The organism is Actinoallomurus acanthiterrae (genome assembly GCF_054775715.1).
The window spans coordinates 3,045,379-3,060,584 of sequence record NZ_BAAHCO010000001.1; the positions used below are offsets into that span (position 1 = coordinate 3,045,379).

Here is a 15,206-nt window from a genome sequence, read left to right on the forward strand (position 1 = left end):
TCTCAACGGCCGTCTGGATGCCTCGTGTGCCCGGGCGGTCCGGTGGCGGGTAATCGGTCTGGGGGATGGGCCTGCGCCGGTAGGGTGAGGGGAATCCCATACCTGTTCCCGGAGGCTTTCCGTCATGGCCGTCGAGTCGCTCTTCGCCCGCCTGGAGCCGCTGCTCCCCAAGGTGCAAAAGCCGATTCAGTATGTCGGCGGGGAGCTGAACTCCACCGTCAAGGACTGGGATTCCACCGACGTGCGCTGGGCGCTGATGTACCCCGACGCGTACGAGGTGGGTCAGCCCAACCAGGGCGTGCAGATCCTGTACGAGGTGCTGAACGAGCGCGAGGGCGTGCTGGCCGAGCGCACTTACAGCGTGTGGCCGGACCTCGAGGCGCTGATGCGCGAGCACGGCATCCCGCAGTTCACGGTCGACGCGCACCGGCCGGTGGGCGCGTTCGACGTGCTGGGGGTGAGCTTCTCCACCGAGCTCGGCTATACCAACCTGCTGACCGCCCTGGACCTGGCCGGGATCCCGCTGCGGGCGACCGATCGCTCCGACGAGCATCCGATCGTGATGGCCGGCGGGCACGCGGCGTTCAACCCCGAGCCGATCGCCGACTTCCTCGACGCGGCGGTGCTGGGCGACGGCGAGGAGATCGTCCTGGCGGTCACCGAGGTGATCCGCGAGTGGAAGGGCGAGGGGAGTCCCGGCGGGCGAGACGAGCTGCTGATGCGGCTGGCGCGGTCCGGCGGCGTCTACGTCCCGAAGTTCTACGACGTGAGCTACCTGCCGGACGGCCGGATCCAGCGCGTCGCGCCGGGCCGTCCGGGCGTGCCGTGGCGGGTGGCGAAGCACACGGTCATGGACCTCGACAGCTGGCCGTACCCGAAGAAGCCCCTCGTCCCGCTGGCCGAGACGGTGCACGAGCGCTACAGCGTCGAGATCTTCCGCGGCTGCACGCGCGGCTGCCGCTTCTGCCAGGCCGGGATGATCACCCGGCCGGTGCGCGAGCGTTCGATCACGACGATCGGGAAGATGGTCGAGACCGGGCTGAAGGAGTCCGGCTTCCAGGAGGTCGGCCTGCTCAGCCTGTCCAGCGCCGACCACTCTGAGATCGCCGACGTCGCCAAGGGACTGGGCGACCGCTACGAGGGCACGAACACGTCGTTGTCACTGCCGTCGACCCGCGTGGACGCCTTCAACATCACCCTCGCCAACGAGTTCTCCCGCGGCGGGCGCCGGTCCGGCCTGACGTTCGCCCCGGAGGGCGGGTCCGAGCGGATGCGCAAGGTCATCAACAAGATGGTCAGCGAGGACGACCTGATCCGCACGGTCACGACGGCGTACGAGAACGGCTGGCGGCAGGTCAAGCTGTACTTCATGTGCGGGCTGCCCACCGAGGAGGACGAGGACGTCCTCGCGATCGCCGACATGGCCCGGCGGGTCATCCAGGCGGGCCGGCAGGCCACCGGCCGGCGTGACATCCGCTGCACCGTGTCGATCGGCGGGTTCGTCCCGAAGCCGCACACGCCGTTCCAGTGGGCCGCGCAGTGCGACCACGAGACCGTCGACCGCCGCCTGCGCGCGCTCAAGGACGCGCTGCGCCGCGACAAGGAGTACGGCCGGGCGATCGGCCTGCGCTACCACGACGGCCAGCCGTCGATCATCGAGGGCCTGCTGTCGCGCGGTGACCGTCGCGTCGGAAAGATCATCCAGGCGGTCTGGGAGGACGGCGGCCGCTTCGACGGGTGGAGCGAGCACTTCTCGTACCAGCGCTGGACGGCCTGCGCGGAGAAGGCGCTGGCCGACGAGCCGGTCGACCTGGACTGGTACACCATCCGGGAGCGGGACGAGGTCGAGGTGCTGCCCTGGGACCACCTTGACGCCGGTCTCGATCGCGAGTGGCTGTGGCAGGACTGGCAGGACTCCCTCGACGAGACCGAGGTCGAGGACTGCCGGTGGACGCCCTGCTACGACTGCGGCGTCTGCCCGACCATGGACACCGAGATCCAGATCGGCCCGACGGGCAAGAAGCTGCTCCCCCTCACGGTCGTCTGACCCCCGGAGCGGGCGTGCGTCGTCTGGACTGAGGAGCGCCGGGAGCGAAGCGACCAGAGCGACGAGGGAAGACGGCGCATTGGGCGACCGCTCCCGCGCTCGCGGAGCGAGCGCCATAGAGCAGGGAAACAAGAGATCCGGCGGGTCCCCGTGGGGGCCCGCCGGATCGGTTTGTGCTGCGCTGTCCGGTGCCGTCGTCCGCCGGACATGCTCGATGATCGATCATCCCACTGACGGCTCCAGGCGGGGGTCTACCCGGTCGGCGGTTCGACGGAGCAGTGTCGCCAGGGCGGTGCGGACGACCGGCGTGCGGGGCTCGACGGGCACGTAGGGGATCTTGGGGGCGTTGGGGAGCGCCGACTGGGCGAGCTCGCGGCCCTTCTCCTGCGCGGCGATGAAGGTGACGACCTGAAGCGGAGTCATCTCTTCCTCTCTTGATCACTTGATCGATTCAGTTACCTCTTCGAGAGTACGTCCTGATCGCTTCTTAATCAATTCAGAACTAGGGTTCGTCTCGTGGAGCGCGTCACACTACAAACGATCGCCGATCGGGTCGGCGTCTCGCGTACGACTGTGTCCAACGCCTTCTCCAGGCCCGACCAGCTCAACGAGGAGTTGCGCCGGCGGATCCTGGAGGTGGCGAGCGAGCTCGGCTACCCCGGCCCCCATCCGGCGGCGCGCACACTGCGGCGCGGCCGGGCGGGCGTGATCGGGGTGATCTTCACCGAGGCCCTGTCGTACGCCTTCGCCGACTCGTACGCCGTCGGCTTCCTGCGGGGCCTGGCGAGCGTCGCGGAGCAGTCGGGCACCGGGGTCCATCTCATCGGGTGGCCCTCCCCGGACGCCGCCGAAGAGGTGATCGGCGACGCGGTGGTGGACGGCTTCTGTCTCTTCTCGCCCGAAGGACACCCGCTCGTCGAGACGGTCCTGCGCCGTCGTCTCCCGGTGGTCACCGTGGACTATCCGTATGTCGAGGGCGTGCCGTTCGTGGGGATCGACGACCGGGCCGCCGCCCGCCGGGCGGCCGAGCACGCCCTCGGTCTCGGGCACCGGCGGGTCGCCGTGCTGGGCGTGCAGCCCGTCGCCGGCCGTACCAACCGCGACTGGCTGGACCTGGATCGGCCGGGAGATCTCCGGTTCGGGGCGGGCCGGGCCCGGCTGGCCGGCTACCGGGACGCCTGCGAGGCCGCCGGCCTGGCCTGGAACGAGGTCGCCGTGGGCCGGACGCCGAACGACCGAGAACTCGCCCGTCAGGCCGCCGCCCGCCTCCTCGACGCGGACCCGCGGCCGACGGTCGTCCTGGCCCCGACCGACGAGGTCGCCTTCGCCGTCCTCGACGTCGCGGCGCAACGGGGGATCGAGGTCCCACGGGACCTGTCGGTGATCGGTTTCGACGACGTGCCCGCGGCTGCGCCGGCCGGCCTGACCACCGTGCGCCAGCCGATCACCGAGAAGGGCACCACGGCGGGGCGCCTGCTCCTCCAGCCGGCCCGGAGTGACACCGCCCCCTGCGTGCTCATGGAGACCGATCTCGTCGTCCGCCGTACGACCGCGCCGCCGTCCGGCGCCGGAGCGTGACGCGGCTCCACCGCCGCCGTACATCGTCGTGAGGTGCCCCTGAGCGGAGTGGGCTCTATCGGCGCTGTACGGCGCCGTGAGGCACCTCCGAACGATGCGGAGCGTGACGTGGGCGTTACGAGCGCCGTACGTCGTCGAGACGCCTCTGAACGACGCGGAGCGTGAGGTGGGCGCTACGCGCGCCGTACGTCGTCGAGACGCCTCTGAACGACGCGGAGCGTGAGGTGGGCGCTACGCGCGCCGTACGTCGTCGAGACGCCTCTGAACGACGCGCAGCGTGACGCGGGCGCTACGCGCGCTGTACGTCGTCGTGAGGCGTCCCTGAAGGGCGCGGAGCGTGACGTGGGCCCTACCGGCGTCGTACGGCGTGTCCTACGGTGGCCCCTGCCCGCCGAACGACGTTGGACGCGCTTCGGGCGTACGGACGGTCCGGGCGCCCCGAGTGGACGAAACGAGAACGGAAGAGCGTGCGTCGAACAGGCGTGAACGAAGGACCCGGGTGCCTCACCGTCCCCGCACTGATCATCGTCGTGCCGATCCGGCTGCTCTGGGAGCTGCTCGCCCTGATCGGGCGGGCCGTCGGCCGGTACGTCCTGCGCCCGATCGGATGGCTGATCTACCAGGTCCTCCTGCGGCCCCTCGGCTGGCTGATCCGCGTGCTGATCGTCATTCCGCTGCGGTGGGTGGCCGTGGAGATCCTCGCGCCGCTCGGCCGCGTGATCTACCGCTATCTCCTGCGGCCGATCGGACGGGGCCTGGCCTGGTGCCTGGCGATCGCCTTGATGCCGTTCGCGTACGCCGCGCACTGGATCGGCCGGGCCCTGGTCGCGCTGTGGCACGCGGTACGACCGGTACTGGCCGCGATCGGCCGGGGGATCGCCTATGTCTGGCGGCTCGCCGGGATCGTGCTCTTCCATCTCCTCGTACGGCCGGTGCGGTGGGTCTGGCGGACGTTCGTCCGGCCGGTCCTGCGGGCACTGGCCTGGGCGTGGCGCGTCACCGTGCTGACACCCGCCCGATGGGTCCGCGTCAACGTCCTGAAACCCGCTGGAGCGGCCGTTCGTTCGGCATTCCGGGCACTGGGGCTGGATACGCGGCGCCCGTGACCCCGTACTCTTAGGAGACAGAGACTTTTGGATTGGCACGAGTAGGAAGGACCGAAACCCTGGCACCCATGCCGGAGGGCCCGGCGCCGGCCCCCGTGACCCATCGCCTGCGCGTGCGGTACGCCAAGCGCGGCAGGATGCGGTTCACCAGCCACCGTGACATCTCCCGGGCCGTGGAACGCGCCGTACGGCGTGCCGGGATCCCGGTGGCATTCAGCGCCGGATTCTCTCCGCACCCGAAGATCTCCTACACGGGTGCGGCGGCAACCGGGGTCGCCAGTGAGGCGGAGTATCTCGAGATCGGGCTCACCGCCCACCGCGTTCCGGAGCAGGTGCGGACCGCCCTCGACGCCGTGCTGCCCGACGGACTCGACATCGTCGAGGTCGTCGAGGCGCGGGCCGGGGCTCTGGCGGACCGCCTGGAGGCATCGCGGTGGCTCGTGCGTCTCGACGGCGTCGCTCCCGACGTCGCCGACGCGGCCGTCCGTGCGTTCATGGCGGCCGATGAGATCGAGGTGGAACGCCTCACGAAGAAGGGACGCCGGCGCTTCGATGCCCGCGCAGCGGTCATCGAGTGCGAGCTCGACCGGCGTGCCATGGAAGACGCGGATGTCGGCTGTGCCATACTTCGAATGGTTGTTCGGCACACGACGCCCGCCGTCCGACCGGACGACGTCCTCACCGGTCTTCGTCAGGTGGCCGACCTAGCGCCGCCGTCACCGCCCATGGTGACGCGGCTGGCGCAGGGGCCGCTCGACGAGACCACCGGTGAGCTCACCGACCCGCTGGCCTCCGACCGGCAGACCGCACCGGCAGGCGACGACGCCGCCGCGACCGCGGACGCCGTACGGGCTGCGGTGCCGGACGCCGTCGGCGCTCAGCCGTAACCGGATCCGTGCGACGCATGGGTCCTCGGGGACGACCGGGCGCACCCCTGATGACTTTGTCGGTACGGCCCGCCAGGGCCACGCCGGCGACGACGACAAACGAAGAGCTCTCGTGCGGCGCACCCCTCGTGGGTCGCGCCCGGGAGCCTGACGGGAGACAGCCCGCATGCTTGACAAGGAATTCGGTGACGCCACCGGCGGCACCGAGGACAACGACATCGAAACCGGCGAACAGACCGGGAGGACGTCCCGGCCGCGACGCGCCAGTCGACCGGCGGGGCCTCCGCCGGAGCCGGAAGAGGACACCACTCCGCGTACGGTGACGCGGCCCGCGTCGGCTCAGGTGACGACGGCGGCCGACGCCCCGGCCTCCGCGACGCCCCCGGCCGTCGAGGGCGACGCCGCGGGCGCCGAGAAGACCGCCAAGCCGACCCGTACGCGCCGCGCCACCCGCAAGGCCGCGCCCCCGCCCGAGCCGGAGCCGGCCACCGCCGAGCCGCCCGCGGCCGAGGCGCCCGCCGCAGCGCAGCCGGAGTCTCCGGTGACCCGATCGGCCGTTCCGCAGCCCGAGCCGTCGGCGCCCACGGCGCCGGTGACCCGGCCCGCGGGCCCGCCGGCGGTTCCCGAGGCCGCGTTCCAGCCGCCGATGGTCGTGTTCCAGCCGCCGCAGCTGCTGGAGGAGGACGCCAAGCCGGCTCCGCGGACCCGCGCCGAGGCGCAGCCGAAGGTCGAGGCGAAGGCCAAGGCCAAGCCCGAGCTGAAGGAGAAGGCCGAGCCGGCCCCGGCGCCCGAGGAGCCGGAGGACGAGCAGGGCGATGAGGACGACGGCACCGACCGGTCCAGCCGTCGGCGCCGCCGCCGTGGCGGCCGGGGACGCGGCAAGACCCGCGACGGCCAGGAGGCCGAGGAGACCACCGGCAAGGCCGAGACCGAGGACGAGCCCGAGAGCGAGTCGCGGCAGGCCGACGAGGAGTCCGAGCAGGACTCCGACGACGACCAGTCCGAGGGCGGCAGCACCCGCCGCCGGCGCCGTCGGCGTCGCCGCAGCTCCGGCGCTGACGGGGAGGAGCTCGCGCCCGACGACCCGCCCAACACCGTCGTGCACGTCCGCGAGCCGCGCGTCGTCGAGGACGAGGTGCAGGCCGTCAAGGGTTCGACCCGCCTGGAGGCCAAGAAGCAGCGCCGCCGCGAGGGGCGCGAACAGGGCCGCCGCCGCCCGCCGATCGTCACCGAGTCGGAGTTCCTGGCCCGGCGCGAGTCGGTGGAGCGGGTCATGGTGATCCGCTCGGAGGGCGAGCGCACCCAGATCGGCGTGCTCGAGGACAAGGTGCTGGTCGAGCACTACGTCGACCGGTCCAGCCACCAGTCCTACATTGGCAACGTCTACCTCGGTAAGGTCCAGAACGTCCTGCCGTCGATGGAGGCGGCGTTCGTCGACATCGGCAAGGGCCGCAACGCCGTCCTGTACGCCGGTGAGGTCAACTGGGACCTCGCGGGCCTGGAGGGCCAGCCGCGCCGCATCGAGTCGGCCCTCAAGTCCGGCCAGTCGGTGCTGGTGCAGGTCACCAAGGACCCCGTCGGCCACAAGGGCGCCCGCCTGACCAGCCAGATCTCGCTGCCCGGCCGTTACCTCGTGTACGTCCCGGACGGCTCGATGACCGGCATCAGCCGCAAGCTGCCCGACAAGGAGCGCTCGCGGCTCAAGCAGATCCTCAAGAAGGTCATGCCCGAGAACGCCGGCGTGATCGTGCGCACGGCGGCGGAAGGCGCCACCGAGGACGAGCTGTCCCGCGACGTCTCCCGGCTGGCCGCCCAGTGGGAGAACATCAAGCGCCAGTCGAAGACCGCGTCCGCGCCGGCGATGCTGTACGGCGAGCCGGACCTGACCATCCGCGTGGTCCGCGACATCTTCAACGAGGACTTCACCAAGCTCGTCGTCCAGGGCGAGGACGCGTGGGACATGGTCGAGGAGTACGTCGGCTACGTCGCGCCGCACCTGGCCGACCGCCTGCAGAGGTGGACCGACGAGGACGACGTCTTCACCTCCTTCCGGGTCGACGAGCAGATGTCCAAGGCGCTCGAGCGCAAGGTGTGGCTGCCGAGCGGCGGTTCGCTGGTGATCGACCGCACGGAGGCGATGACCGTCGTCGACGTCAACACCGGCAAGTTCACCGGGCAGGGCGGCAACCTCGAGGAGACGGTCACCCGCAACAACCTCGAGGCCGCCGAGGAGATCGTGCACCAGCTGCGGCTGCGTGACATCGGCGGCATCATCGTCGTCGACTTCATCGACATGGTGCTCGAGAGCAACCGCGAGCTGGTGCTGCGCCGGATGCTGGAGTGCCTGTCGCGGGACCGCACCAAGCACCAGGTCGCCGAGGTGACCTCGCTCGGCCTCGTCCAGATGACCCGCAAGCGGGTCGGCGGCGGGCTGCTGGAGTCCTTCTCCGAGCCCTGCGAGTGCTGCAACGGCCGAGGGATCCACGTCACCCTCTCGCCGGTCGAGCCGAAGCCGGACAAGGCCGGCACGTCGAGCCGCCGGAAGAAGCGCAAGGGCGAGGTCGAGAAGGTCGTCGAGGAGAAGATGGCCCGCGCCGAGCGCCGGGCCGCCCGCGCCGAGGCCGCCAAGTCCGGCGCCGAGGCCGAGGAGGCCGATGAGGCGGCCGAGGCCGCCTCCGGCCCGGTGGAGGCCGAGCGGACCGCCGCCGAGGGTGCGTCCGCCGAAGCCGCCGAACCGGCCGCCACGGAGGCCGAGGAGGCCGGGCACGAGGCATCCGACGCCGAGCCCTCGGCCAACGGCCGCCGCCGGCGCACCCGCCGGTCCACGCGGGCCCGGTCCGAGGCGACCGCGGACTGACGCGCGAGGACGAGGCCGCCGCCGATCAGCGGCGGCGGCCCCGTCCAGCGCGGCATCGCGCAGGGCAGCTCGTCCAGCGCGGCATCGCGCAGGGCAGCTCGTCCAGCGCGGCATCGCGCAGGGCAGCTCGTCCAGCGCGGCATCGCGCAGGGCAGCTCGTCCAGCGCGGCATCGCGCAGGGCAGCTCGTCCAGCGCGGCACCGCGCAGGGCAGCTCGTCCAGCGCGGCACCGCGCAGGGCAGCCCCGTCCACGATGGCTCCGCGCAGGGCTCGATTCAGCGCGGCGGCGGCCCCGCTGGGCACAATCCAGGATGGCCCGCCGAGGTGGGCATCGCCGGTTCGGTGGCGCGCTCGTACCTGATGGAAGGGCCTTCGCCCGTACGTCTCGGCGCATCTCGTTCGCCGGTCGGGTGGTTCGTCCACGCGGCTCCCGGCCGCGGCTCTTCGGGGGGAGCGGCCGGGATCCCGCCGGTTCGACCTTCGGCCGCAGGATCCGGTACTCTAGGTATCCGGCGCTTTCCCGCGCCGTTGTTAGCGCGCCCGAGGCCCCCGGCATTCGGTGGGAGCGGGCTGCAGCTTCCGAGATGAGCTTGTTCGGTTAGTCGTGCCCGAGGCACGCAAAGGAAAGGTTCCGCGGTGTACGCGATCGTCCGTTGCGGCGGCAGGCAGGAGAAGGTGGCCGTCGACGATGTGCTCACCGTCGACAAGGTGGCCGGTGAGGTCGGCTCGACGGTGACGCTCCCGGCCGTGCTCGTCGTTGACGGCGACAACGTCGTCAGCGCGCCCGGCGAGGTGGCCAAGTACACGGTCACCGCCGAGATCCTTGGCGCGACCAAGGGCCCGAAGATCAACATCATGCACTACCGGAACAAGACCGGGTACAAGCGGCGTATGGGTCACCGCCAGCCGTACACCCAGGTCAAGGTCACCGGTATCAAGGCCGGAAAGTAGGTCGCAGACATGGCACACAAGAAGGGCGCCTCGTCCAGCCGTAACGGCCGTGACTCCAATGCCCAGCGGCTTGGCGTCAAGCGGTTCGGCGGCCAGCTCGTGAACGCCGGCGAGATCATCGTCCGGCAGCGCGGCACCCACTTCCACCCGGGTCCGGGTGTGGGCCGTGGCGGCGACGACACGCTGTTCGCGCTGGTCGCGGGTGCGGTCGAGTTCCGCCGCTACCGTGGTCGTCGCGCCGTGAGCATCGTCCCGCCGGCGGAGTAGGTCCGCCGACGCGACAGGATTTCAGGACGAGGGCGGGCCGTTGATCGGCCCGCCCTCGTCGTTTTTCGATGAAGGGTGAGGACATGCCGGACGAGACGCTGCCGCCGGCGCCGGTGCGGCGCGGTCATTCGGGGCCGCCGGGGGCGCAGTTCATCGACCGGGTCGTCCTGCACGTCCAGGCCGGCAACGGCGGGCACGGCTGCGCCTCCGTACACCGGGAGAAGTTCAAGCCGCTCGGCGGGCCGGACGGCGGCAACGGCGGGCGCGGCGGCGACGTCATCCTCGAGGTCGACCCCAGCACCGCGAGCCTGCTCGACTACCACCACCGGCCGAGCCGCAAGGCCACCGGCGGGAAGCAGGGGCAGGGGTCGAACAAGAACGGCGCCAACGGCGGCGACCTCGTGCTGACCGTGCCGAACGGCACGGTCGTCAAGACCCTCGACGGCGACGTGCTGGCCGACCTCCTCGGCGCCGGCACCCGCTTCGTCATCGCCCAGGGCGGCCACGGCGGCCTGGGCAACGCCGCCCTCGCCTCGGCCAAGCGCAAGGCGCCCGGGTTCGCGCTCCTCGGCGAGCCGGGCGATGAGCTCGAGGTCGTGCTGGAGCTCAAGACCGTCGCGGACGTCGCGCTGGTCGGGTTCCCCAGCGCGGGCAAGTCGTCGCTGATCGCGGCGATCTCGGCCGCCAAGCCGAAGATCGCCGACTACCCCTTCACCACGCTCACCCCCAACCTCGGCGTCGTCAGCGCGGGCGAGGTCGTCTACACCGTCGCCGACGTTCCGGGACTCATCGAGGGCGCCAGCGAGGGCCGGGGCCTCGGCCTGCAGTTCCTGCGCCACATCGAGCGGGCCTCCACGCTCGTCCACGTCCTCGACTGCGCCACGTTGGAGCCGGGCCGCGACCCGATCTCGGACTTCGAGGTGATCGAGGCCGAGCTCCAGGCGTACGACTCCCTGGGCGACGAGCCGCTGTCCGACCGCCCGCGCCTGGTCGTGCTCAACAAGGTGGACGTGCCCGACGGGCGGGACCTGGCCGAGCTGGTCCGTCCCGAGTTCGAGAAGCGCGGCCTGACGGTCTTCGAGGTGTCGGCCGCGACCCACGAGGGCCTGCGCGAGCTGAGCTTCGCGATGGCCGAGATGGTCGCGACCCACCGCGCCGCGCAGCCGGTCGAGGAGGCGACCCGGCTGGTCATCCGGCCCGCGCCCGTCGGCGGCGCCGAGTTCGAGGTGCGCCCGCTCGGCGACGACACCTACCTCGTCACCGGCGAGAAACCGCTGCGCTGGCTGCGGCAGACCGACTTCACCAACGATGAGGCGGTCGGCTACCTCGCCGACCGGCTCGCCCGCCTGGGCGTCGAACAGCGACTCGCCGAGGCCGGCGCCGAGTCGGGCGCCACCGTCTACATCGGCACCGAGGACGAGTCGATCGTCTTCGACTGGGAGCCCGAGGTGCTCGCCGGATCCGAGCAGGGGCTCGGCCGCCGCGGCACCGACCGGCGGCTGGAGGGCCGGTGAGTCATCGTGCGTGAGGCCGTGGTGCGGGCGCGGCGGATCGTCGTCAAGGCGGGGTCGTCGTCGCTGACGACCCCGGATGGCGCGATCGACGCCGCCCGTATCGACGCGCTCGTCGACGTCCTCGCCGGATGGCGGCGGGCCGACGGCCGCCGCGAGGTCGTGTTCGTCTCCTCCGGCGCGATCGCCGCCGGGCTCGGGCCGCTGGGCCTGCCCGCCCGGCCACGCGACCTGGCGCTGCAGCAGGCCGCCGCGAGCGTGGGGCAGGGGCTCCTGTTCGCCCGGTACACCACGTCGTTCGCGCGGCACGGCCTGGGCGTCGGGCAGGTCCTGCTGACCGCCGACGACATGATGCGCCGCTCGCACCACCGCAACGCCCAGCGCACCCTCGAACAGCTGCTCGCCTTCGGGTTCCTGCCGATCGTCAACGAGAACGACACCGTCGCCACCGACGAGATCCGCTTCGGCGACAACGACCGGCTCGCCGCCCTCGTCGCGCACCTCATCCGCGCGGACGCGCTGATCCTGCTGTCCGACGTGGACGCGCTCTACACCGGCGACCCGCGCGAGCCGGGCGCCCGCCGGATCGAGGACGTCCGCGAACCGGCCGACCTGGACGGCGTAAGCCTGGGCGGCTCGGGACGCGTCGGCACCGGCGGCATGGTGACCAAGGTGGAGGCGGCCCGCATCGCCGGTGTCCCGGTCGTCCTGACCAACGCCGACTCGGCGGGGGCGGCCCTGGCGGGGGAGAACATCGGAACGTACTTCCACCCGGCCGGCGTCCAGCCGTCCACCCGGAGGCTCTGGCTGGCGCACGCCACGACCGGGCAGGGACGGCTCCGCCTCGACCCGGGAGCGGTCGAGGCGGTGGTCGGCCGCCGCAAGTCCCTGCTGCCCGCCGGCGTGACCGGCGTGGAGGGCGACTTCAGCGCGGGCGACCCCGTCGACATGTGCGACGACGAGGGCCGGGTCGTCGCTCGCGGGCTGGTGAACTACGACGCGGCGGAGATCCCCGACCTGATGGGCAGGTCGACACGCTGGCTGGCGCGGGAGCTCGGCCCGGAGTACGAACGCGAGATCATTCACCGGGACGACCTCGTCGTCCTGGTCACCGAGGAAGCGGCGGCCCGGCGGCCCTGAGGCCGGTTCGGGGTCAGGAGGAGGAGAGATGGGCACCCAGGAGCAGGTTCTCGAGGTGGCGCGGCGCGCCCGGCAGGCCGCCGCCGAGCTGGCCCCGCTGCCGCGCGCCGTCAAGGACGCCGCGCTGCACGCCATCGCGGACGCTCTCGTGGCCCGCTCCCCGGAGATCGTCGAGGCCAACGCCGCCGACGTGGCCCGGGCCCGCGAGGACGGCACGTCCGAGTACATGATCGACCGGCTCAGCCTGACCACCGACCGGGTCGCCGCCATCGCCGCGGCCGTCCGCCACGTGGCGTCCCTGCCCGACCCGGTGGGAGAGTCCGTGCGCGGCTACACGCTGCCGAACGGCCTGGAGCTGCGGCAGGTACGGGTCCCGCTCGGCGTGGTCGGCATCATCTACGAGGGCCGCCCGAACGTCACCGTCGACGCCGCCGCGCTCACGCTCAAGAGCGGCAACGCGGTGCTGCTGCGCGGCTCCTCCTCGGCGTACGACTCCAACACCGCGCTGGTCGAGGTCATGCGCTCGGCGCTGGCCGACCAGGTGCCGGCCGACGCGATCCAGCTGGTGCCCGGCCGCGACCGCGACTCGGTCAAGCATCTGATGCGGGCCCGTGGCCTGGTCGACGTGCTCATCCCCCGGGGCGGCGCCTCGCTGATCAACTCGGTGGTCGAGGAGTCGACGGTGCCGGTCATCGAGACGGGCACCGGCAACTGCCACGTGTACGTCGACGCGGACGCCGACCTGGACATGGCCGTGGACATCCTCGTCAACGCCAAGACGCAGCGCCCGTCGGTGTGCAACGCCGCCGAGACCGTGCTCGTGCACCGGGACGTCGCCGAGGCCTTCCTGCCCCGCGCACTGCGGGCGCTGGGGGAGAAGGGCGTGACCGTGCACGGCGACGCCGCGGTCCGCGCGCACGCCGACGAGGGGGCGACCGTCGTCGAGGCGACAGATGAGGACTGGGGCACCGAGTACCTCTCCCTCGACCTCGCCGCCGCCGTCGTCGACTCGCTCGACGACGCCGTCGCGCACATCCGCCGGTACGGCTCGGCGCACACCGAGGCGATCGTGACGACCTCCCAGTCGGCCGCCCGCCGTTTCACCGCGCTCGTCGACTCCGCGGCCGTCATGGTCAACGCCTCGACGCGGTTCACCGACGGCGAGGAGTTCGGTTTCGGGGCGGAGATCGGCATCTCCACCCAGAAACTGCACGCCCGCGGCCCGATGGGCCTGCCCGAGCTCACCTCGACGAAGTACGTCGTCACCGGCGACGGCCACATCAAGGGCGCCTGAATCAGAGTGCGGGCGGGCCGCCCGCCGCGATAGCGGGATGAAGTCCACCCTCACCGGCTCTGGTGGCCGGCCGAAGGGTGCCTGAGCCCCTGCACACGCACCCGGCCGTCCGTGAACGCGGCGAGCGCCTGGTCGATTTCCTCGGGCGGCCGACGGAGGAAGCGGACGAAGAAGCGGAGACCGCGACGGTGCGCGACGCGTCGTACCTCGGGCTGGTCAAGCCCGGATACGCCGGGTGTGGTCGCGGTGACACCCGGGACGAGTTCAACGGCGAGGATGAACCCGCTCTTCAGGCGGAACGCCGCAACGCAGGACCAGGGGAGGAAGCAGGGCCGCGGCGCCGTGTCGATACGGCAGCGCAGCCCGTCCCGGGAAAGACGCATCGCCTCCGGCGGCACGCCGATCGCCGCCCAGTTCGCCGCCATCCGCCGCCTGGCGGCGAACTGTTTCGAGGCGTCACCGGCGATGAGCAGTCCCGCGATGCCCGATCCCACCAGCGTCCAGGCTTGCGAGAAACCGATCACGAGGACGGCGGCGACAGCGATACCGATGATGACGCCGCCCCCGATCGCCTCACTCCAGCCGCTGACGCGCCGTTGGCGTAGCTGCATGGCGCGCATCCGGGCCACCGCCTCCGGGTCGACCTCCACCACGAGTTCCGTTGGTGCTTCTCGCTGTTCGATCACCCGTCCATTCTGCGGTGTCGCGCGCAGGGGCCGCTTCGGGAGCATGGGCGATCGGGGCACCTAGCCGGTGAGGTAGCGCTTAGGGGTGGTGCCCACGGTGCGGCGGAACGCCGTGAGGAACGCGCTCGGCGTCGCGTATCCCACGGCGTGCGCGACCCGCGAGACCGGCTGGCCCTCCGCGAGCATGGGGAGCGCGGCCCTCAGCCGCGCGTGGGTGCGCCAGCGGTCGAAGCTCATGCCGGTGTCGTGGACGAACAGCCTCGTCAGGGTGCGCCGGCTCACGCCGATGGCCCTCGCGTGCGCCTCGAGGCTTCGGGGGTCTGCGGGGTCGGCGAGCAGCGCGTCGGCCACGGCGCGGACGCGTTCGTCGACGGGCTGGGGCACGTCGATGGGCGTGGCGGGCAGCGGGCGCAGCAGGTCCGCGACGACCGCCTCGGCGCGCAGGCGCGCGTCGTCGGCCAGATCCTCGCGGGCGAGGTAGCCGATCAGGTGGGCCAGTAGCCCGTCGACCGCGACCGGCGTGGGTTCGGACCAGTCCAGATCGCAGCGTTCCGGGTCGAAGTAGAGGCTCACCAGGGTCGCGTCGCGGGTCGCGCCGGTCCCGTGGACGACCCCCGCGGGCAGCCAGAGGGCCCGGGTGGGCGGCAGGACCCAGTAGTCGTCATCGACGGCGACGCCCAGCACCCCCTGTCGTGTCCACGCCAGTTGGTGATGGGTGTGGCTGTGCGGGGGAATCCATTCCCCCGTGGTCAACGGGAAGGTCCCGACGACGATCGCTCCGACCCCGGCGGGGACGGCGTACTCATCAATCACGTGATCGAGGATATGGCCTCAATGCGATACTCCATGGCCATGTAGCGTATTGAGGCCACCATGGGCGGT

Annotated in this window: 13 protein-coding genes; 10 read left to right on the top strand and 3 right to left on the bottom strand. The window is 71.9% G+C overall.

Annotated elements, in window-relative coordinates; translation table 11 throughout:
* The first annotated feature begins 124 nt into the window (after positions 1-124).
* Positions 125-2,047 carry a TIGR03960 family B12-binding radical SAM protein gene (locus tag ACYVF7_RS14775; RefSeq protein WP_460339842.1) on the top strand — a complete coding sequence of 641 codons (1,923 nt, stop codon included), beginning with the start codon at positions 125-127 and terminating at the stop codon, positions 2,045-2,047.
* Between the two features lie 222 nt (positions 2,048-2,269).
* On the opposite strand, the gene ACYVF7_RS14780 is transcribed toward ACYVF7_RS14775, so the two are convergent.
* Positions 2,270-2,470, bottom strand: a complete 201-nt coding sequence (locus ACYVF7_RS14780) for a hypothetical protein (RefSeq protein ID WP_460339844.1) — start codon at positions 2,468-2,470, stop codon at positions 2,270-2,272.
* A 93-nt stretch (positions 2,471-2,563) separates the two neighbouring features.
* Here ACYVF7_RS14780 and ACYVF7_RS14785 point away from each other — a divergent pair, with 93 nt between their 5' ends.
* The 9 genes from ACYVF7_RS14785 (at position 2,564) to ACYVF7_RS14825 (ending at position 13,638) form a co-directional block, all read left to right on the top strand.
* Positions 2,564-3,625, top strand: coding sequence for a LacI family DNA-binding transcriptional regulator (locus ACYVF7_RS14785; RefSeq protein ID WP_460339846.1), 1,062 nt, complete (start codon positions 2,564-2,566; stop codon positions 3,623-3,625).
* Between the two features lie 482 nt (positions 3,626-4,107).
* Positions 4,108-4,731, top strand: a complete 624-nt coding sequence (locus ACYVF7_RS14790; protein ID WP_460339848.1) for a hypothetical protein — start codon at positions 4,108-4,110, stop codon at positions 4,729-4,731.
* A gap of 68 nt (positions 4,732-4,799) precedes the next feature.
* Positions 4,800-5,618, top strand: a complete 819-nt coding sequence (locus ACYVF7_RS14795; protein ID WP_460339850.1) for a TIGR03936 family radical SAM-associated protein — start codon at positions 4,800-4,802, stop codon at positions 5,616-5,618.
* Positions 5,619-5,784: 166 nt separating this feature from the next.
* The gene (locus ACYVF7_RS14800; protein ID WP_460339852.1) at positions 5,785-8,475 is read left to right on the top strand and encodes an Rne/Rng family ribonuclease; all 2,691 of its coding nucleotides are present in this window, start codon (positions 5,785-5,787) and stop codon (positions 8,473-8,475) included.
* 636 nt (positions 8,476-9,111) lie between these two features.
* Positions 9,112-9,426, top strand: a complete 315-nt coding sequence (rplU, locus tag ACYVF7_RS14805; RefSeq protein ID WP_345442702.1) for a 50S ribosomal protein L21 — start codon at positions 9,112-9,114, stop codon at positions 9,424-9,426.
* Positions 9,427-9,435: 9 nt separating this feature from the next.
* Positions 9,436-9,693, top strand: a complete 258-nt coding sequence (gene rpmA / locus ACYVF7_RS14810; protein WP_345442704.1) for a 50S ribosomal protein L27 — start codon at positions 9,436-9,438, stop codon at positions 9,691-9,693.
* An 83-nt stretch (positions 9,694-9,776) separates the two neighbouring features.
* A complete protein-coding gene (obgE, locus tag ACYVF7_RS14815) occupies positions 9,777-11,207 on the top strand; it encodes a GTPase ObgE (RefSeq protein WP_460339855.1) in 1,431 nt (476 codons plus the stop codon).
* Between the two features lie 6 nt (positions 11,208-11,213).
* Entirely contained in the window at positions 11,214-12,344 is a 1,131-nt protein-coding gene (gene proB / locus ACYVF7_RS14820) for a glutamate 5-kinase (protein WP_460339857.1), read from the top strand.
* A gap of 28 nt (positions 12,345-12,372) precedes the next feature.
* A complete protein-coding gene (locus ACYVF7_RS14825) occupies positions 12,373-13,638 on the top strand; it encodes a glutamate-5-semialdehyde dehydrogenase (RefSeq protein WP_460339859.1) in 1,266 nt (421 codons plus the stop codon).
* A gap of 50 nt (positions 13,639-13,688) precedes the next feature.
* Here the strand turns inward: ACYVF7_RS14825 and ACYVF7_RS14830 are convergent, their stop codons facing one another.
* A complete protein-coding gene (locus ACYVF7_RS14830) occupies positions 13,689-14,258 on the bottom strand; it encodes a hypothetical protein (protein ID WP_460339861.1) in 570 nt (189 codons plus the stop codon).
* A gap of 126 nt (positions 14,259-14,384) precedes the next feature.
* Positions 14,385-15,137 (bottom strand): helix-turn-helix transcriptional regulator, encoded by a 753-nt coding sequence (locus ACYVF7_RS14835; RefSeq protein WP_460339863.1) that lies wholly within the window; start codon positions 15,135-15,137, stop codon positions 14,385-14,387.
* Between the last annotated feature and the right edge of the window lie 69 nt (positions 15,138-15,206).

What these genes read in the sequence shown, in the direction of transcription:
- ACYVF7_RS14825 (WP_460339859.1), top strand. Translation starts at nt 12,373, where the DNA reads ATGGGCACCCAGGAGCAGGTTCTCGAGGTGGCGCGGCGCGCCCGGCAG.
- obgE (WP_460339855.1), top strand. Translation starts at nt 9,777, where the DNA reads ATGCCGGACGAGACGCTGCCGCCGGCGCCGGTGCGGCGCGGTCATTCG.
- ACYVF7_RS14775 (WP_460339842.1), top strand. Translation starts at nt 125, where the DNA reads ATGGCCGTCGAGTCGCTCTTCGCCCGCCTGGAGCCGCTGCTCCCCAAG.
- ACYVF7_RS14800 (WP_460339852.1), top strand. Translation starts at nt 5,785, where the DNA reads ATGCTTGACAAGGAATTCGGTGACGCCACCGGCGGCACCGAGGACAAC.
- ACYVF7_RS14795 (WP_460339850.1), top strand. Translation starts at nt 4,800, where the DNA reads ATGCCGGAGGGCCCGGCGCCGGCCCCCGTGACCCATCGCCTGCGCGTG.
- ACYVF7_RS14780 (WP_460339844.1), bottom strand. Translation starts at nt 2,470, where the DNA reads ATGACTCCGCTTCAGGTCGTCACCTTCATCGCCGCGCAGGAGAAGGGC.
- rpmA (WP_345442704.1), top strand. Translation starts at nt 9,436, where the DNA reads ATGGCACACAAGAAGGGCGCCTCGTCCAGCCGTAACGGCCGTGACTCC.
- ACYVF7_RS14830 (WP_460339861.1), bottom strand. Translation starts at nt 14,258, where the DNA reads ATGCGCGCCATGCAGCTACGCCAACGGCGCGTCAGCGGCTGGAGTGAG.